We start from the raw sequence: 19,924 nt of genomic DNA on the forward strand, positions 1-19,924 counted from the left end.
AATATATATGTAAATAATTAGGAGTGTTATATGAATAGGAAAAATATATTTAAAAAGGCAGATATAATAATTATAATAATTTTAATATTTATATCATTTATACCACAAATAGTTTTCAATATTATAAACAAAGATTATGATAGAATCTTTGCTATTATAACCATTGATGGAAATGTTAATAAAAAAATATTATTATCTGAGCATATAGGAAAAGATGAATTTGTTATAGAAAGTGAATATGGTATAAATAAAATATTGCTTAAAGAAAATGAAATAGCTATACTTCAAGCTTCATGTCAAGATTCAGTATGTATAAATCAAGGATATATATCAAAGCCGGGAGAAAATATAATTTGTTTGCCTAATAAGTTGATGATAGAAATAAGGGGAAATAAAGAAGAAGAGGATATAATTTTATCATATTAAGGAGAGTTTTAATGAAAAAAACAAATAAAATAGTGTATATATCATTATTAGTAGCTCAGGCTTTAGTGTTATATATTTTTGAAAGCTTTATACCAGTACCATTTATAGCACCTGGTGCTAAATTAGGACTAGCAAATATAATAATAGTAATAGCTTTATATACATTAAATAATTATAGTGAAGTATTTTTAGTTTTATTTTTAAGGCTATTATTAGCTACAATATTTGGAGGAAATATATCATCATTTTTATTCAGTTTATTTGGAGGGATTTTTAGTTTCAGTGCTATGATTATAGTGAAAAAACTATGGAATAATAAGGTATCTATTATAGGGATAAGTGCTACTGGTGCTGTATTTCATAATATAGGTCAATTATGTATAGCTTCATTTTTGGTTAAAAATATAGGTGTTATGTTATATTTACCTATATTAACCATTTTAGCAATAGGAACTGGAATATTTGTTGGTATTACAGCAAATTTTTGTGTAAATCATCTTAAGAAATTACCATATTTTAAAGAAACATATAAAACAAGAGGTTAATTAATTAACCTCTTTTTAATTAATAGCAACAAGTGAATTTATTTCAAGTATTGTTTTAAATTGTCTAAAGTAATTAGAGATAATATTTTCATAGAAAGATTTATTTTTTAAATTAATAATGGATAGCTATATGATTTAAAAAAATTATATTTTTAGTTGAAACTAAAATATAATTCTAATTATAATAAAACATAAAAATTAAAAAATGATTAATTAGAATCATAACATTTAGATATCTCAAAATAAATTTTTAAGTATTTTTCTTACCTAGTTTTATGAGTTCTTCATAAGCTGATAAAGTTTGTTTAGAAGTTGTTTTCCAATTAAAAGTTTTACTTCTTTCATATCCTTCTAATCTTAAAGTATTTCTTAAATTAGAGTTATTTAAAATATTTAACAATTTAGAAGAAAATTCATTAGAATCATAAGGATTAAATAATAAATCAGAATTAGAAACCACTTCAGGAATTGAGGTCAAATTAGAGGCTAATACAGCGGTTTTACAACTCATAGCTTCTAAAGGTGGAAGGCCAAAACCTTCATATAATGAAGGATAAACAAAAAGATCGCAAGCATTATATAGTATAGGTAAATAAGAATCTTCTATGAATCCTGTAAAAATAATATTATCCTTTATAGGTAGTTTACTTGCGTAGTCTTTAAGTTTCAATCCTTCATCTTTTAGATTACCTACTATTAACAAGTTATATTGAGAATTTAAATTTTTAAATATGTTATTAAAAGAATCAATTAAGCCTTTAACATTTTTTCGTAAGCTAAAACCACCTAAATATAGTATAAATGGCTTACTAAAATTAAATTTATTTTGAACATTATTTAAACAATCAGATTTATTTAAAGGCTTAAATGATGAATCAGCAGCTAAATGAGTAACAAAAATTCTTTCTGATGGAAAACTAGGGAAAAATTTAAGTATATCTTTTTTAGAATAATGAGAAACTGTAAGAATACCATCAGTATTTTCTATTATGTTAGGCATATCATTTAAAAAATTTTTAAGGTAACCTTTACCACAAGTTTCAGGAAGAATATATGGTATTAAATCATGTATAGTAACAATTTTTAAAAAATTTCCTTTAGAATTTAAACCTATTCCATTTTGGGGAATGTGATATAAATCTATATTATTATTTTCTATATAATTAGGAATATAAAAATTTTCAAAAAATTTTTGGTGTTTTTTAGAAGATAAAATTGTTTTAATATTTTTTTTTATAAATTCACTATCTTTCTGCCCAGACCAGAATAAATGAATTTCATCATTTATAGTAGATTTAATTATATGTTTTAAAACATTATAAGTATAAGTTCCTATTCCAGTACCTCTATACCAATTAGCTCCCCTTGAATCAATAAGTATTTTCATAAGAAAAATCACTCCCATTTTTTTCTATATATTAATAATATTAAGTGATTGTTCAATTTGTGAATGTAACATGAAAGAAAAAACAACATATACTGGATACAAAGAGTTATGTGGAGGAGAAATAGTGAAATTTGAAGAGATTAAAGAGTTACTATATAAAAATTATAGTATTGATGCATTACAAATAGAAAAAGTAAAAAATACTTATAAGATAAAAACTTATAATAACATATATTGTTTAAAAGTAATAAAATATGAGTTTGCCCATTTTTATTTTATTATTTCTGCAATTAAATATTTGCAGAGAAGAAATTTTTCATATTTACCTAAAATAATTAATACTGTAGATAATAAAGATTTTATTAAAATTAATAGTAATTTTGCATATCTAACTCCATGGATTAATTGTAGAGAGTGTGATTATGATAATCCAGTAGATTTAAAAAATGCTGCAACAAAACTTGGAGAGCTTCATAAATGTAGTGAAGGATTTAATTTAGATAAAAATATGAAGCCTAGAATTGGTTGGTTTAAATGGATAGAAATATTTGAAACAAGAGGAAAAGAAATTTTAGACTTTAAACATAGAATTTTTCAAAAAGCATATAAATCTGAATTTGATTTAATATATTTAAATATTTTAGATAAAGAAATAAAAAGAGTAGAAAATTCAATAATTCATCTAAAGGAAAGTAATTATTATGAAAAAATGAAATTAGAGGTAATGAAAAAAGGATTTTGTCATCATGATTATGCTCATCATAATGTATTAATTGATAATTTTCAGCAATTTTATATTATTGATTTTGATTATTGTATATTAGATAGTAAATTACATGACTTGAGTAGTATATGTGTACGTTCAATGAAAGAAGGAAAATGGGATATAAATAAATTCATACTTATATTAAATGGATATTTTAAAAGTAATTTTATAGAAAATAAAGATATAAAATTGATGGCCTCATTTATGGAATTTCCACAAGCTTATTGGCAATTAGGAATTCAATATTATTGGGAACAACAACCCTGGAAAGAAGAATTTTTTGTAAAAAAATTAACAAAATATATTGAAGATATAGAAGAACGCCAAGAATTTGTTAATAATTTAAGAAGTTTTAATTTGAGGTGATTTTTGTGAATGATAAAAATATTATTAAATTTTTAAAAGATAGAAATATAGATATAGTAATAAAAAAAAATAAAAAAAATAATGAAAAAGATGATATAGAAGTAAAAACTAATAATCATTTGAACATATTAAAGGAATTTCATGAAATATCTATGAATAGTAATGAATTTTACTCTTTAGCATTAACAAGTAGTATATGGCATGAGATAGAAGAATTAAAAGTGTGGAATAAAAGAGCAAAAAATATAATTAATTCTAAAGATATAAGAATTAATTATATTAAAAAAGCAGAAAAATGCATAAATGAAATATATGAAATAGATTATAGTTCCTTAATAAAAAGAGCAATGAAACGGAAAGAACTATGTATTGGAAAACCATATGAAAGTAATCTTTGGAAAGAATTTAATTTGAAAATTTCAGATATTTCTAGATTAAATTTTAATATGATAGAAATAGATTATTATAAATACTTAAGTAGATTAAAGAAAAAAAATAATACTTTATATTGGAATGATATTATAGAAAATATTATTATTACAGAAAAATTAGATAATAAAAGTTATATGTTTTTAAAAGCATTACTTAATTATCCATATGAAGAAATGAAATCTTTACAAAAAGAATATTTAAATAATATAAAAAAGATATATATGAAAATTTAAATTTTAAAGCAATGATAATATATTAGGAGGAGATAATTTGATTAAATCAAAATATAGTGATGAAAAATATTTATGTAAATATGATTTAACTTTAGAATTTTTTGATAATTTAGGTGTTGAAGTCATTGATTTATGGCCTGTTAGAAATATATATCTATTAAATACAAAACAAGGCAAAAAAATTTTGAAAATAATAGATTATGATGAAGAAAGATTAAACTTTATATGTAAATCTTTATCTTATATAAGCAAGAATTATAAAAATATTCTTCATATAAATATTTTACCAAATAAATTAAATTATATAGATTGGAAAGGAAATAAGTATATACTTTTAGATTTAATAGATGGATTAGAATTTAACATAGCTAATCCAATTGATTTAAAAATAGCTGTTGAAGGAATTGCAAAAATGCATAAAGCATCAATGGGAATTTTATCAGTATTAAATGAAAAAGAAAAAGATAGTAATTGCAATTTATTTAATTTGAAAGAAGAATTTCAAAAAAATATAGATTGTTTAAATAAATTTAAATTACAAGTAAAAGAATATGTTTATAAAAATGAATTTGACAAATTATTCTTAAAAAGAGTAGATAATATTATAGATGAAATTAAAGACTGTATAAAATTACTTGAAGATAGTGAATATTTTAGTTTGTGTAAAAATAAACAGTATATAGTTATATGTCATAATGATTTAGCTTATCATAATATACTAATTAATGATGAACAGGCTAATTTTATAGATTTTGATTATTGTAAAGTTGATTTAAGAGTTAAAGATTTAGCTAATTTTATAATTAAATGTATAAAAAAATTTGGATTTAGTTTAGATATTTACAATAATATAATAGATATATATGGGGATGTTTTCTCTATTAGTAAAGAAGAATTAGAGATACTATATATACTTATTAAATTCCCAAAAGATTTTTGTTGTATTTGTAAAGAATATTATCAAAAAGAAAAGAATTGGAGTTATGAATCTTTTTTAAGTAAATTTCAAAATAAATTATTTAAAGAAGAAGAAAGACATATGCTTGTAGCTGAGTTAAAAGAAAAATATGATAAATAGTTAAAAATAAAAAGTCATGATTTTATTATATAGTTTAAAGAATCATGACTTTTAATTTGAAATAAATGTAATATAATTGTTAATGTGGATTAGATGCTTTAATATAATATTTTAAAGTTTTTATAGTAGTTTTTTTCCAATTAAATTTATTACTATGTTTTAATCCTTTTTCAATTAACGAAGATCTTAAAAGAAAATCTTCATGTAATCTAGTAATGCTATCTGTAAGTTCATTTATATCAAAAGGATTTATTAATAATGCGCAATCTTGTAAAACTTCAGGCATAGAAGTTACATTTGATGCAATAACAGGAGTTCCACAAGCCATGCTTTCTAAAGGTGGTAATCCAAAACCTTCATAAAAAGATGGATAAACTAACATAATAGCAGCATTATAAAATAAAGGCATATGTTCTAAAGGAATAAATCCTGGAAAAAGAATAGAATCGTCTATATTAAGTTCATAAGCTCTTTGCTTATATTTTTCATAAGAAATACCATGAGATCCTATAATAACTAATTTAGTAGAGTTTTTTTTCATATTTTTAAATAATGAAAAAGATTCTATAAGACCAATTATATTTTTACGAGGACTAAATCCACCCACATATAAAATAAAATTATCATTTATATTATATTTATATTTAAGAATTTTTCTACACATATAATTATCTAAAGGTTTATAAATATCTTCAGCGGCAAGGTGAGTTACAAAAACTTTATTTTCAGGATAATTTAATTCTTTACAAATATCATTTTTAGAAAAATTAGATACGGTTATTATAGCATTAGTTTTTGAAATTATTTTTGGAATTTCTTCAGAAAAAATTTTTAACAAAATAGGGCTTACTGTTTCAGGCATTTTTAAGGGAATAATATCATGTAAAGTTATAATAGAATTACAGGGAGTATTAGGAGAAAGTCCTATTCCATTTTGAGGTACATGATATATATCAAAGTCATTTTTTTTTATTAAATTATAATTTGAAATGTTTTGCCAAAAATTTTTTTTATTACTTATTGATGCATTAACAATATTAAAGTTATGATTTAGATCTAATTCAAAAGAAGTATTAGGTGGGGCTAATACAAAATAATCATTTTGTGAATCTATTTTGTTAAAATTTTTTATAAGTTGATAAGTATAATTTCCAATACCGGTTCCTCTATATAATGCGGCTGCGCGACTATCAATACCTATTTTCATATTAAATCCTTTCTTAATATGGCTTTAATGTATTATATTAGAAAGAGTAATAAAATGTTAATAAAAACAATATATTATACATATAAATATATGGGGGGTGAGTATTATGATGAGAGAGTTTGAAATAGAAAGACAATTTGGTATTAAAATTGAAACAATAAAGCCAAATAAAGGAGTATATTATTTAAAAACAAATTTAGGAGAAAGATGTTTAAAAAGAATAAATTTTGGAGTGCAAAAATTATTATTTGTATATGGAGCAAAAGAACATTTAATTAAAAATGGATTTGAAAATGTAGATAAGTATTTTTTAAATACTGATGGAGAACCATATGCATTGGTAAATGAAGATTTATATACTTTATCAGAATGGATTGAAGGTAAGGAATGTGATTTTACTAATATAGAAGATGTAGAGTTAGCCGCTAAAACACTAGCAGAGATGCATATGGCTAGTAAGGGATATGATCCACCAGAAAACTCTAAATTAAAAAGTGATTTAGGTAGATGGCCACATTTAATAGAAAAAAGAATAAAGGCTTTAGACAAAATGAGAGATATGGCTAGAAAGAAGAATAATAAGCAAGATTTTGATTTACTTTATATAAAAAATGTTGAATTTTATAAAGACTTAGCTATTAGAGCTTTAAATGTTATTAAAGAGTCTGAATATATGGTTTTATGCGAAGAAAGTGAAAAAAATAAAGTGTTTTGTCACCATGATTTTACTTATCATAATATAATTTTAGATAATAATAAAAAAGTGAATTTAATTGATTTTGATTATTGTAAACGTGAAATTAGAGCTTATGATATTTCTAATTTTATGATTAAAGTTTTAAAAAGAGTAGATTGGAATATTGAATATGCTGAAAAAATAATTAATGCGTATAATTTAGTTTCATCTTTAGACAAATCAGAATATAAAGTTATATTTGCATATCTTTTATTTCCTCAAAGATACTGGAGATTAGCTAATAGATATTATTATAATGAAGTTATGTGGGCACAAAATACTTTTTCAAATAAAATACAAAATATAATTTCAGAACAAGATAATTATATTAACTTTATAGAAAAATTTAAACAATTGTATAATGAAAATGAATAAGTTAAGAAAGGAATCTTACAATTAATTTGTAAGATTCTAATTTTTAAAAATTATTTTTTGTAATTATGGCAAAGTTTAAATTTATACATAGTATAAATATTATAATAATTTCAAATAAGGGGATCTGCATGAAAGTTGGAGATTATGTAGTAAGAAAATCGTATGGAAAAGATATTACTTTTAAGATAATAGATATTAAAGAAGTTAAAAATAAAATAATATATATATTAAAAGGAATAAATATAAGGATAATAGCAGATGCTTCAATAGATGATTTAGAAGAAGTTGATAATAATTTTGTGGGAGAAAAAGATAAAATTTTTAATTCAAGAGTAAATGATGTCATTAAAAAAGTGTCAAAGCTAAGATTTGTAAGTGATAGAGATATAAATAAATCTCCCAAAATAATAAAAGAAAAAGAATTATTATTTGGTAGACCTGGAAAAATACTTCATGTAGATGGAGATTCTAATTATTTAGATGAGTGTTTAAAAGTTTATAAGCAATTAAATTTAAATGCTATAGGAGTTGCGATAATAGAAAAAGATCAGCCTAAAAAAATAATCGAGTTAGTTAAAGAACATAAACCTGATATAGTTGTTTTAACGGGGCATGATGGAGTATTAAAAAATTCAAAGGATTATTTAGAATTATCTAATTATAGAAATTCTAAATATTTTATAGAATCTGTACAAAATTTAAGAAATTATAATTCAAGCTATGATGAATTAGTAATTTTTGCAGGCGCTTGTCAATCGTGTTATGAAAGTATATTAGATGCAGGAGCTAATTTTGCCAGCTCTCCTAATAGAGTTCTTATACATTGCTTAGATCCAGTATTTGTATGTGAAAAAATAGCATATACTACAATAGATCAAATAGTTTCAATTACTGATGTTATAGAAAATACTATAACTGGCATAAAAGGGATAGGAGGATTGCAAACAAGAGGAAAATATAGAGAAGGTTATCCTAAGTCACCATATATAACATAAAATGAAATAATATGAAATATAAGAATATATTATTTCATTTTTACAAATAATAATAAAGAATGCTTCACATTAAGTATCGAAGGTATTATTTTTTAGTTTTAAGATTTATTATTTTATATTATTGATACTTTTATAAATAATAATGAAAGAAGGTGTTATTATGAATGGAAAAAGTACATTGATAAATATTAAAAAGAGCTTAGAGAATCACGTAGGAGAAAAAGTTACTCTTAAAGCTAATAGTGGAAGAAAACGTATTTTAATTAATAAAGGTATTTTAGAAGGGGTTTATCAAAGTATTTTTGTAGTAAGATTAGATAATGATATTCAGAGAACAGTAACATATAGTTATTCAGATGTACTTACTAAAACTGTTCAGTTAGATTTTGTAGGATAGTCATATATAAACTTATTAACTAATTGCTATTAGCAATTAGTTTTTTTTGCAAAAAAAAGAAAGATGGTGGGTTTCCATCTTTCAACTATGGTATAAAAGGGTATTGAGAATTTATGAGAGGTTATATGGTCAATAACCATCTTTATAATACGACATTTTTTTTGTAATGTCAACACTAAAAATAAAAAAAATAAAAAAAATGTCGAAAAAAATTAAAAAGTGCATATTTTTGCTAATTAAGTAACATTAAATATATATTTAAAAGGACTTTTGCTATAAAAATATATAAAAATTAGGAATAAAACTCAAAAAGCTTTTATATTATTATATTAGTTATATTAATAGGAGGTATAAAATGGTCAATTTAGATATTATAAAAGAAAATATTGAACTTGAAAAATCTCTTGGAGAAAATATTTTAGATACACCATTTAGAGAAGATTATTTAATTCCTGATACACATCCAGATGTATATAAAATATTATCAATAAATGTTAAACCAGTAATAATAAGTAGAGAGGTTCAAATAGATAGAGTTTTATTAGAGACTCAAGTAGAATTTGATGTTATTTATTTAGCTAAAGAAGAAAATGGAGTAGGAGTTAACAATGTATGTTATAAAGAAAAAATATCAAACTTTATAGATGTAACAGGTGCTGAACATAGAATGTTATGCGATGCTGAGTGCGAATTAGAACATATTAATACTAATATAATAAATGAAAGAAAGATAAATATAGAGGCTTATTTTAGAACAAAGTGTACTGTTTTTAAAAGTGAGATATTTGAATTTGTAAAGGACATAGATGGAGCTGGAGATTTACAAGTTAAAAAGAAGCAAGATAGAATACAAAAAAACATAGTAAATAAATCTATAGATATGACAGGAAAATCTCAGATAAAAATTCCTATGGATAAACCACAAGTAGGAAAAATAATGAAATGTTCTTATATTCCACATAAAAAAGAGACAAAACTATTTGAAGATAAGATGCAAACTTCTTGTTGGGTAAAAGTTGATTTGGTATATAGAGCTTATGAGTCAAATGAATTAGTAGTTGTTGAAGAAGAAATTATATTATCTAATGAAGAAGAAGTGTTAGGACTAACAAATGATATGTCAGCTTTATCAGATTTTAGAATTTTAAATTGTGAACAAAGAATTTCACAAGATGATTTAGGTGAAAGTAGAATTATAGATGTAGAAGTTACAGTAGAAACTGATGTAAAAGTGAGTAAAGAAGAAGTTATAGAAGTAATTGATGATGCATATTCCCCAACCCAAAATATTACTTTAAATAAAGAAATTTATAGAATGAATATAACTATTGGTGAGGGAAATAGTGAGTCTATAATAAAAGATAACATATATTTAGAAAATAGTGATTTAGATCCGATTCAATTAATAGATAGTCAAGGAAAAATTGTTAGCTTAGAGGGAAAATTAACAGATGGAAAAGTTATAATAGAAGGTATAATAAATGTAGATACAATATATAAATCTAGTGATGAAATTATGCCATTAGGGAGTATTTCAGGAGAAATACCTTTTGGATGTACAATAGAAATTCCCAATGCTAAAGAAGGAATGGGCTGTGTTATAAAAGGGAATATAGAAAGTATACAAAGCAATATAGAAGCTAACACTATTGCAGTGAAAACGGTAGTTAATTGTTATGCAAAAGTTACTGATTTAATAGAAAAAGAATATGTTAAAGAAGTAGAATATAAAGAAGAATTACCTTTAAAAAAAGCATCTATAATTATATATGTCATTCAAGAAGGTGATACATTATGGGATTTAGCTAAAAGATATAATACAACCATAGAATCTATCACTAAATTAAATGATATTGAAAATTATGAAAATATAGAAGTTGGAAATAAGATAATAATTCCAGGTAGAGCTATAATATAAATAAGAAAGAAGGCATTATTTAATGAAAAAAGTAATGTCTTCTTTCTTATTTATATAAATTAAAATTAAAAAAAAGATTACATATAAAAAATAAAGAAAATTGTAATGAATAATAATAAAAAAAATGGATAGAATACAAATGTGATTTGAGGTGGAAAATAATGAGAATAGACATAAATAGTAGTTTAATAATAATAGGTGGAGCTGAAGATAAAGAAAATAAAAAGAAAATTTTAGCTTATGTTGCTAATAAGGCTAAAGAATTAGGATGTATTCTTATAGTTACTGTTGCTACAGAATTTCCAGAGTCTGTAGGAAAACAATATAATGATATTTTTACCAAGCTTGGAGTGAATCAAATAAAAGAATTGCATGTTAAAGACAGAGAACATTGTTATAATGAAAAAAATATAAAGTTAGTAAAAGAAGCTGCTGTAATATTTTTTACTGGTGGAGATCAGTTAAGAATAACTAGTATATTAGGTGGAACACCCATATATCAAGAAATGATTGAAGCATGTAAAAGAAAATGTGTATTTGTAGGAACTTCAGCAGGGGCATCTGTTATGAGTGATACTATGATTGTTGGTGGAGGAAACGATGAATCTCCTAGAAAATGTACTCTAAAAATGGCTCCAGGATTGGGATTAATAGAAAATATAATAATAGATCAGCATTTTGCACAAAGAGGACGTATAGGAAGATTATTAAGTGTAATATCTCAAAATCCTTCAGTACTTGGTATTGGAATAGATGAAGATACTGCTATAGTTGTTGAAGCAAATGGAATGTTAACAGTAATTGGAACAGGAGCAGTTTATATTATTGATGGTAGAGAAATAACATATACAAATGTTTCAGAACAATATGAAGACAAACTTTTAACAATGTTTAATGTAAAACTACATGTGTTAACACCAGGTAAAAAGTTTAATTTAATCACTAGAGTACCATTTCAGGGAGGAAAGAATTAGATATGAAAATAATTAATCAATATATTTTTGAAGGAAGAAATATATATTCCCATAGAAAATGCATTAAATTAGATGTAGATTTAGAAGGGTATTCAGAAACTCCAACTAAAAATATTGAGAATTTTAATAATATATTAACAAAGTTAATACCGGAATTATATACTCATAGATGTGGAATAGATGAACCACTGGGATTTATAAAAAGATTGAATGAAGGAACATATTTAGCACATGTATGTGAACATATAATAATAGCCATACATAATAAATTAGGTATAAATATAAAGTATGGAAAGGCTAGAGAAATTAAAAATGAATTTTATTACATAATATATGAATATGAGTTTAAAAATACAGGAATTGCTATTGGACAATTTGCAGTAGAAATAGTTAATTCTCTTATAAAAAATAAAAAATTTAATTATGAAGAAAAAATTAAATTGATTTTAAATATATTGAATGATGAATATATAGGAACTTCAACTAATGCTATATGTGAAGCAGCTAAAGAAGAAAATCTTCCAATAATACCTATGTGTAATGGAGAAATTTATCAAATAGCATATGGCAAAAGAGGGAGAAGGTTTAATGCTACAATAGGTCATAATACTAATGGGCTAGGAATAGATATTTCATGTGATAAGTTATTAACTAAGGAAATATTAAATTTACAATGCATACCTGTAGCTAAAGGAGAAAAAATTTATAATACAATTCAATTATTAGAAACTGCAAATAATATAGGTTATCCAGTTGTGATTAAACCACAATATGGGAATAAAGGTAAGAATGTTTTTTTAAATATAGAAAATGAAAAAATATTATTAAAATCATATAAAGTATTATTGGAAAATACAAAAGATATAATAATGGAAAAGTTTATTAAAGGAAATGATTTTAGAGTTTGTGTAGTTAATTATAAAGTTATTGCTGTATCTAAAAGGACACCTCCTTTTGTTTTAGGAAATGGAATAAAAAGTATAAAAGAATTAATAAATGAATTGAATAATAATCCTCTTAGGGGTAATGATCATGAAAAACCTTTAACTAAAGTAAATATTGATAATGAATTAATTCAATGTTTAGAAAATCAAAAATTAACTTTAGAATATATACCTAAAACAAATGAAACTATAAATTTAAGGTATAATGCTAATTTATCTACTGGAGGTTTTTCACAAGATTTAACAGATGAAATCTGTAAAGAAAATATAGAAATATGTGAAAGAGCAGCTAAAGCTTTAAATTTAGATATATGTGGATTAGATATATGTACGGAAACTATAAATGAACCATTATATAATAATGGTGTAATAGTAGAGATAAACTCTGCACCAGGTATAAGAATGCATCATCACCCTAATATTGGGAAGCCAAGAAATGTAGCAAAAGCAATTTTAGATACAATGTATAATGGAGAATATTCTAATATACCTGTTATTTCTATTACAGGCACAAATGGAAAAACCACTACTGTTAGACTTATAAATTATATATTACGTTTAATAGGTTATGTGACTGGAATGACTAGTACAGATGGTATTTATATAGGTGAAAAATGTATTCATAAGGGCGATGATACTGGAATAGAAAGTGCTAGAGCAGTTCTTACTAATCCAGATGTTGAGGTAGCAGTTTTAGAAACAGCAAGAGGTGGAATGATAAAAAGAGGTATAGGATATGATTTAGCTGATGTAGGAGTTATAACTAATATAACAGAAGATCATTTAGGCTGTGATAACATAAATAATTTGCAGGATTTGGCTCATGTTAAATCTTTGGTTGTAGAAGCAGTAAAAGATGATGGGTATGCTGTTATAAATGGAGATGATGAATATTCAGTAAAAATATTAGATAGAATTAAGAGTAAGATAATAGTTTTTTCTTTGAATAAGGATAATAAGGTTTTAAATGAAAACTTAAATAAGGGTAATCCATGTGTATATTTAGATAATGATAAAATTTATGTAGCTAATAATGGGAAAAAATATTTTATTTGTGCAATAAATGAAATGCCAATAACATTAAATGGAAAATTGAAATATAATATATATAATGCTTTGGCAGCTTGTTCTGCATTAATTGGAATAGGAGTTGATTATTGTATTATTTCAAAAGGTTTTAAAGAATTCAAATTAGATGAAAAATTTAATATAGGAAGATTTAATAAATTTGAAGTAAATGGTGTAGATGTAATATTAGATTATGGTCATAATATAGAAGGGTATAAGGCTATAATTGAATCATTAAAATATATGGATTATCGTAAGGTTTTTGGGATTATAGGTGTTCCAGGAGACAGAAGAGATGAATCTATTTTCAAAATTGGTGAAATAAGTGGAGAATTCTTTAATCATATAATTATAAAAGAAGATAAAGATAAAAGAAATAGAAAAGACGGAGAAGTTGCTAAATTATTGTATAATGGTGTTTTAAAAACTTATAAGAATAATAACATAGATATTATATTAAATGAATATGAAGCCTTGGAATTTGCAATTGAAAAAGCTAAAAAAGGAGATGCAATAATCATATTTTTTGAAAAATATAATCACTTATATGAATTAATTATGAAAAAAAAAGCTTTAATTAACAATTCTTTAAGATTAGTAGAATAATTAAATAAGAAATAAATTTCCTAATTTTATTTAGGAAATTTATTTTTTTCTTTAAGTTTAAAGATATAAATAATATAATTAATTTATTCAATTAGATTAAGAAGGTGATTTGCGATGAAAAAGAAGGCTTATGCTAAGATTAATATAGCATTAGATGTTGTTGGAAAAAGAGAAGATGGATATCATTTATTAAAAATGATTATGCAAACAATTGATTTATATGATATTATTGAAATAAAAAAAAATAATATAGAAAATATAAATTTAACATGCAATAAGCATTATATTCCAACAGACGAAAGAAATTTAGCCTATAAAGCTGCAAAAATTTTTAAGCAGGAATTTAATGTTAAAAGTGGAATTGATATTGATATAAAAAAAAATATACCTGTAGCTGCTGGGTTAGCTGGTGGAAGTACAGATGCAGCGGCAGTCTTAGAATTAATGAATAAATTGTTTAAAATTAATGCTAATAGATACAAATTAGAAAAATTAGCATTAAAAATAGGAGCTGATGTTCCCTATTGTATAAAAGGTGGTACTGCCTTATGTGAAGGAATTGGAGAGAAAATAACACCATTAGAACCATTTAATAATAAAATATTAGTTGTAGTTAAACCTAATTTTGGAGTATCAACTAAAGATGTTTATAATGCATTAGATGTAAAGAAGATATATAAGCATGCTAACATTGATGGCTTGATAGAAGCTATGAAAAAACAGAATATTATTTGGGTTGCAAAAAATATGAAAAATGTACTTGAAAATGTTACATTAAAGAAGCATATTATTTTAAAGAATATAAAAGATGATATGAATAAAATGGGAGCAATAAATTCTATGATGAGTGGTAGTGGCCCTACAATATTTGCTTTTTTCGAAGATATGAGTTTAGCACAAAAGTGTTATGAAGGTATAAAGGAAAAATATAAATATAATGATATATATATAACTCGTACAATAAATTAAAAAATATTGTATAAAGTAGACACTCCTTGTCCATACTTATTAGTATCAGGGGGTGTTTAATTATGAAAAAAATATTGATAGTAATTAGTATGTTTTTATTGACTATGATAATGTGTGCATCTTATGTAACAAAAGGTGGACAAGATATTATTAGCAATGATGAAGAATTTTTTGTGGAAACAATTAACGATAAAATGATAAGATTTCATGTATTAGCTAATAGTAATTCAATTAAAGATCAAAATTTAAAAATGGAAGTAAAAAATAAGATTATAGAATATATAACACCTAAATTTAATAATATTAATTCTATTGAACAGGCTAGAGATATATTAATGGAGAATAATAATGATATAATAAAAATTGCAGAAAACTGTATAAAAGAACAGGGGTTTAGTTACAAAGTTTCTACTACATTAGGTAGGGAAAATTTTCCCGTTAAGGTTTATGGAAATATAACATTACCACAAGGAGAATATGAAGCTTATAGAATTCTTATTGGAGAAGCAAAAGGTGAAAACTGGTGGTGTGTAATGTTCCCACCATTATGCTTTGTTGATGTTACTAAAGGTGAAGTTAGTTATGAAGAAACAGAGGAAAAAATTAAGGGTGTATTAACAGATGAAGAATTTGAAGTGGTTAATAATAAAAATAACAATAATTCAAAATTAAAAGATAAAAAAGAAGAGTCTAAAGTAAAATTAAAATTTAAAATATTTGATTTATTTAAAAATAAAAATTAAACTATAATATATGAACAATATAGGGGGAATAGATAATGGTAAGAGCATTAGCAATGATTTCAGGTGGATTAGATAGTATTTTATCTGCTAAATTAGTAATGGAACAGGGAATAGAAGTAATAGGAATTTGTTTTAGATCATATTTTTTTAATGAAGAAAATGCAAAAAGAATGTGTGAGCAAATAAATATGAAATTAGAAGTTATAGATTTTTCTGAAGAGCATTTAGAAATGGTTAAAGATCCAAAACACGGAAGAGGTAAAAATATGAATCCGTGTATAGATTGTCATGCAATGATGATGAAATATTCAGGCGAACTTTTAGAAAAATTTAATGCTGATTTCATAATAACTGGAGAAGTTTTAAATCAAAGACCTATGTCACAAAATAAAAGAGCATTAGAAACTGTAAAAAAAGAATCAGGATTTAGTAATAAAATATTAAGACCTTTATGTGCTAAAAATTTAGATCCTACAGAAATGGAGCTTAATGGTTTAGTTGATAGAGAAAAGTTATTAGATATATCAGGTAGAAGTAGAACTAAGCAAATAGAGTTAGCAAATTTATGGGGAATTAAAGATTATCCATCCCCAGCAGGTGGTTGTAAACTTACAGAGCCTAACTATGCTATTAGATTACAAGATTTATTAAAAGGACAAGAAAAATTAAGCCCAGATGATTTAGAAGTATTAAAATTAGGAAGACATCTTAGAATTTCTGAAAGTACTAAAGTTATAGTTTCAAGGAATGCAGAGGAAGAAGAAAAACTTAGAACATATATAAAAAATAATGATATTATTTTAACTGCAAAAAACTCAGTTGGTGCTATGGTAATATCTAGAGGTAATAATAGTGTTGAAGATTTACAAATATCAGCGGCTATATGTGCAAGATACTGCAAGGAGAAAGATAATGGAAGTGTTGAAATAAATTGTTTTGATGTAAAAAATGATAATAGCACTTGTTTAATTGTAACTCCATATACAGATGAACATTTAAAACAATATATGATTAATTTTTAATAAAATAACAAGTTAATTTTGGAGGAATAATTAATGAACAAAAAAAAAGCTATAATATCAGTATCAAGTATACAAATGAGTGGTTCTGAAGAAAAAATAGAAGTAGTTAGTGTAGGTGAATTTTATAAAACAGATGATGGATATAAAGCCATATATGAAGAATCAGAAATTTCAGGAATGGAAGGCACTACAACTAAATTAGATATAAAAGAAAATTCTATAATACTAAATAGAGAAGGTACTACAAGTACAACTATGGAGTTTAAAAATAATAAAGATGCTATAGTACTATATAATACTCCATATGGTATGTTAGAATTAAAGACTATTACTAAAAAAGTTGATATAGATATAAATGAAGATGGTGGGAAAATAGATTTAGAATATTTAATGATAGTTGCTAATCAAGAACCATTAAATACTAATTTATCTATAGATATAAAAGTACATAAATAATTAGAGAATAATTTTACGCATATATATGTGTAAAATTATTTTTTTATTCTTTAGGAAATTATAATTTTAAAAATCTGTGGATAACTTTAATTAAAGTGCCGAAGGCGGTCTGCGAAGCAGATTTTATTCTTATAAAATAAAAAAAATTAAAAACATATGTAAAGCAAAATTGATTGACATTATTTATAATTTTAAGAATAAAAATATATTAAATTTTGCAAAATAAATTATAATTAAATTTATTTTTAAAAAGATAAAAGTGCAAAAAAATAAGAAATAAAGAGAATGAAATTAAAATATTAAGAAAAGAAGAGTTAATTTCATTAATTAAAGGAATTAACAAAAAAACATAGCACAAGAAAAGTAGACTAAACAATATACTATGTGATAAAATTTTATCTATGTTATTTAAGGCAATAGTAAACCTATTTTAATGGGTAATAACTATTATAAGTGTTGGTAGAGTTATTGTCAACTGTTTTAGATAAAAAAAATAAAAAACTCTAGGAGGACAATTTATGATAAATAAAACTAAATATGTATTTGTAACAGGTGGTGTTGTATCATCTTTAGGAAAAGGTATAACAGCGGCTTCTTTAGGAAGGTTATTAAAAAATAGAGGATTGAAGGTTAGTTTACAAAAATTTGATCCTTATTTAAATGTTGATCCTGGTACAATGAGTCCTTATCAGCACGGTGAAGTATTTGTAACTAATGATGGAGCTGAAACAGATTTAGATTTAGGACATTATGAAAGATTTATAGATGAAAATTTAACTCAAAATTCCAATGTAACAGCAGGAAGAATTTATTGGTCTGTTATTTCTAAGGAAAGAAGAGGAGAATATTTAGGTGGAACGGTTCAAGTTATACCACATATAACAAATGCTATAAAAGAGAAAGTTTATAAAGTTGGAAAAGAAAGTGATGTAGATGTAGTTATAACTGAAATAGGAGGAACTATTGGAGATATAGAGTCACTTCCTTTCTTAGAAGCTATAAGACAAATTCAATATGAAGTAGGAAGAGAAAATGTTTGCTTTATACATGTAACTTTAGTTCCTTATTTGGGAAAAGCTGGTGAGTTAAAAACTAAGCCAACTCAACATTCAGTAAAAGAATTAAGAAGTATAGGAATTCAACCAGATATAATAGTTTGTAGATCTGAAAAAGAACTTTCTGATGATTTGAAAAATAAAATAGGTTTATTCTGTAATGTAGAAGGAAGAGCAGTAATACAAAACTTAGATGCAGAACATTTATATGCAGTTCCTTTAATGTTACATAAAGAAGGTTTAGACAGATTAGTTTGCGAAAAATTAAATTTAGGTTGTAGAGATATAGATAATAGAGAATGGATTGATATGGTTCATAAGTTAACTCATTTAAATGGAAATACTAAAATTGCACTTGTAGGTAAGTATGTAGAATTACATGATGCTTATATTTCAGTAGTAGAAGCATTAAATCATGGTGGATTAGCTAATGATTCTAATGTAGATATTAAATGGATAAATTCAGAAGACCTTAATACTAATAATGTTAATGAATTATTAAAAAATGTAGATGGTGTTTTAGTACCAGGTGGATTTGGAGATAGAGGTGTAGAAGGAAAGATAGAAGCCATAAGATGGGCAAGAGAGAATAAAAAACCATTCTTAGGAATTTGTTTAGGAATGCAATGTGCTGTTATTGAGTATGCAAGAAATGTATGTGGATTAGAAAATGCACATTCATCAGAATTAAATCCTAAAACTCCTTATGCTGTAATAGATTTAATGCCAGAGCAAAAAGATGTAGAAGATTTAGGTGGAACTATGAGATTAGGATTATATCCATGTAAACTTACTAATGATACTTTTTGTGATACAGCATATAATGAAGAGTTAATTTATGAAAGACATAGACACAGATACGAATTTAATAATGAATATAGAAGTAGATTAGAAGAAAGTGGATTGGTGATATCAGGAACATCTCCAGATGGAAGATTAGTAGAGTGTGTAGAGATAAAAAATCATCCTTGGTTTGTTGCAGTTCAATATCATCCAGAATTACAATCAAGACCAAATAGACCACATCCATTATTTAAGGAATTTATAAAAGCTTCAATTAAAAATAAATAAAAATATGAAAATTTCAAAGTCAGTAATAACTATTACTGACTTTATTTGTTTTTATTAAGTAATTATTTTAAATTTAGTTAATTAAATTTAAAAAATATCTAGTAATTTTATATAATTATGTTTATAATTACTTTTAATGTAGCATAATTATAAAT

Annotated in this window: 18 protein-coding genes; 16 read left to right on the forward strand and 2 right to left on the reverse strand. The window is 24.0% G+C overall.

Annotation, left to right across the window (positions count from 1 at the left end):
* Positions 1–30: 30 nt before the first annotated feature.
* Together GBZ86_RS04405 and GBZ86_RS04410 are read left to right on the forward strand one after the other, a co-directional pair.
* Positions 31–426, forward strand: a complete 396-nt coding sequence (locus tag GBZ86_RS04405) for a NusG domain II-containing protein (protein WP_152888122.1) — start codon at positions 31–33, stop codon at positions 424–426.
* 11 nt (positions 427–437) lie between these two features.
* Complete coding sequence (locus tag GBZ86_RS04410; protein ID WP_152888124.1) at positions 438–971, forward strand: Gx transporter family protein; 534 nt, start codon at positions 438–440, stop codon at positions 969–971.
* A 250-nt stretch (positions 972–1,221) separates the two neighbouring features.
* Here GBZ86_RS04410 and GBZ86_RS04415 read toward each other — a convergent pair whose 3' ends face one another.
* Positions 1,222–2,358, reverse strand: a complete 1,137-nt coding sequence (locus tag GBZ86_RS04415) for a glycosyltransferase family 4 protein (protein ID WP_152888126.1) — start codon at positions 2,356–2,358, stop codon at positions 1,222–1,224.
* Positions 2,359–2,482: 124 nt separating this feature from the next.
* Here GBZ86_RS04415 and GBZ86_RS04420 point away from each other — a divergent pair, with 124 nt between their 5' ends.
* Genes GBZ86_RS04420 through GBZ86_RS04430 form a run of 3 tightly spaced genes read left to right on the forward strand, consistent with a single transcriptional unit; the run spans position 2,483 to position 5,233 of the window.
* The gene (locus tag GBZ86_RS04420; RefSeq protein ID WP_327444066.1) at positions 2,483–3,490 is read left to right on the forward strand and encodes a CotS family spore coat protein; all 1,008 of its coding nucleotides are present in this window, start codon (positions 2,483–2,485) and stop codon (positions 3,488–3,490) included.
* 5 nt (positions 3,491–3,495) lie between these two features.
* Positions 3,496–4,155 (forward strand): hypothetical protein, encoded by a 660-nt coding sequence (locus GBZ86_RS04425; RefSeq protein ID WP_152888130.1) that lies wholly within the window; start codon positions 3,496–3,498, stop codon positions 4,153–4,155.
* A 37-nt stretch (positions 4,156–4,192) separates the two neighbouring features.
* Positions 4,193–5,233, forward strand: a complete 1,041-nt coding sequence (locus GBZ86_RS04430; protein ID WP_152888132.1) for a CotS family spore coat protein — start codon at positions 4,193–4,195, stop codon at positions 5,231–5,233.
* A 79-nt stretch (positions 5,234–5,312) separates the two neighbouring features.
* Here GBZ86_RS04430 and GBZ86_RS04435 read toward each other — a convergent pair whose 3' ends face one another.
* Positions 5,313–6,440, reverse strand: coding sequence for a glycosyltransferase family 4 protein (locus tag GBZ86_RS04435; RefSeq protein WP_152888134.1), 1,128 nt, complete (start codon positions 6,438–6,440; stop codon positions 5,313–5,315).
* Between the two features lie 106 nt (positions 6,441–6,546).
* On the opposite strand from GBZ86_RS04435, the gene GBZ86_RS04440 reads away from it, so the two are divergent.
* From GBZ86_RS04440 to GBZ86_RS04490, 11 genes are all read left to right on the forward strand, one after another.
* The gene (locus GBZ86_RS04440) at positions 6,547–7,551 is read left to right on the forward strand and encodes a CotS family spore coat protein (protein WP_152888136.1); all 1,005 of its coding nucleotides are present in this window, start codon (positions 6,547–6,549) and stop codon (positions 7,549–7,551) included.
* 128 nt (positions 7,552–7,679) lie between these two features.
* Positions 7,680–8,546, forward strand: a complete 867-nt coding sequence (yabG, locus tag GBZ86_RS04445) for a sporulation peptidase YabG (protein ID WP_152888138.1) — start codon at positions 7,680–7,682, stop codon at positions 8,544–8,546.
* A gap of 160 nt (positions 8,547–8,706) precedes the next feature.
* Positions 8,707–8,943 carry a Veg family protein gene (locus GBZ86_RS04450; protein WP_152888140.1) on the forward strand — a complete coding sequence of 79 codons (237 nt, stop codon included), beginning with the start codon at positions 8,707–8,709 and terminating at the stop codon, positions 8,941–8,943.
* A gap of 355 nt (positions 8,944–9,298) precedes the next feature.
* Positions 9,299–10,861, forward strand: coding sequence for a DUF3794 and LysM peptidoglycan-binding domain-containing protein (locus GBZ86_RS04455; protein ID WP_152888142.1), 1,563 nt, complete (start codon positions 9,299–9,301; stop codon positions 10,859–10,861).
* Positions 10,862–11,022: 161 nt separating this feature from the next.
* Positions 11,023–11,835: a cyanophycinase gene (locus tag GBZ86_RS04460; RefSeq protein WP_152888144.1), complete on the forward strand. Its 813-nt coding sequence runs from the start codon at positions 11,023–11,025 to the stop codon at positions 11,833–11,835.
* Positions 11,836–11,837: 2 nt separating this feature from the next.
* The gene (gene cphA, locus GBZ86_RS04465) at positions 11,838–14,453 is read left to right on the forward strand and encodes a cyanophycin synthetase (RefSeq protein WP_152888146.1); all 2,616 of its coding nucleotides are present in this window, start codon (positions 11,838–11,840) and stop codon (positions 14,451–14,453) included.
* Positions 14,454–14,567: 114 nt separating this feature from the next.
* Positions 14,568–15,422, forward strand: a complete 855-nt coding sequence (gene ispE, locus GBZ86_RS04470) for a 4-(cytidine 5'-diphospho)-2-C-methyl-D-erythritol kinase (RefSeq protein WP_152888148.1) — start codon at positions 14,568–14,570, stop codon at positions 15,420–15,422.
* A gap of 62 nt (positions 15,423–15,484) precedes the next feature.
* Positions 15,485–16,165, forward strand: a complete 681-nt coding sequence (gene spoIIR, locus GBZ86_RS04475) for a stage II sporulation protein R (protein WP_152888150.1) — start codon at positions 15,485–15,487, stop codon at positions 16,163–16,165.
* Positions 16,166–16,200: 35 nt separating this feature from the next.
* Positions 16,201–17,187 (forward strand): DUF814 domain-containing protein, encoded by a 987-nt coding sequence (locus tag GBZ86_RS04480; RefSeq protein ID WP_152888152.1) that lies wholly within the window; start codon positions 16,201–16,203, stop codon positions 17,185–17,187.
* A 33-nt stretch (positions 17,188–17,220) separates the two neighbouring features.
* Positions 17,221–17,643 (forward strand): YwiB family protein, encoded by a 423-nt coding sequence (locus tag GBZ86_RS04485; RefSeq protein WP_152888153.1) that lies wholly within the window; start codon positions 17,221–17,223, stop codon positions 17,641–17,643.
* A gap of 518 nt (positions 17,644–18,161) precedes the next feature.
* Positions 18,162–19,769 (forward strand): CTP synthase, encoded by a 1,608-nt coding sequence (locus tag GBZ86_RS04490; RefSeq protein WP_152888155.1) that lies wholly within the window; start codon positions 18,162–18,164, stop codon positions 19,767–19,769.
* Positions 19,770–19,924 lie beyond the last annotated feature (155 nt).

This window comes from Clostridium tarantellae, from assembly GCF_009295725.1.
GTDB lineage: Bacteria > Bacillota > Clostridia > Clostridiales > Clostridiaceae > Sarcina > Sarcina tarantellae.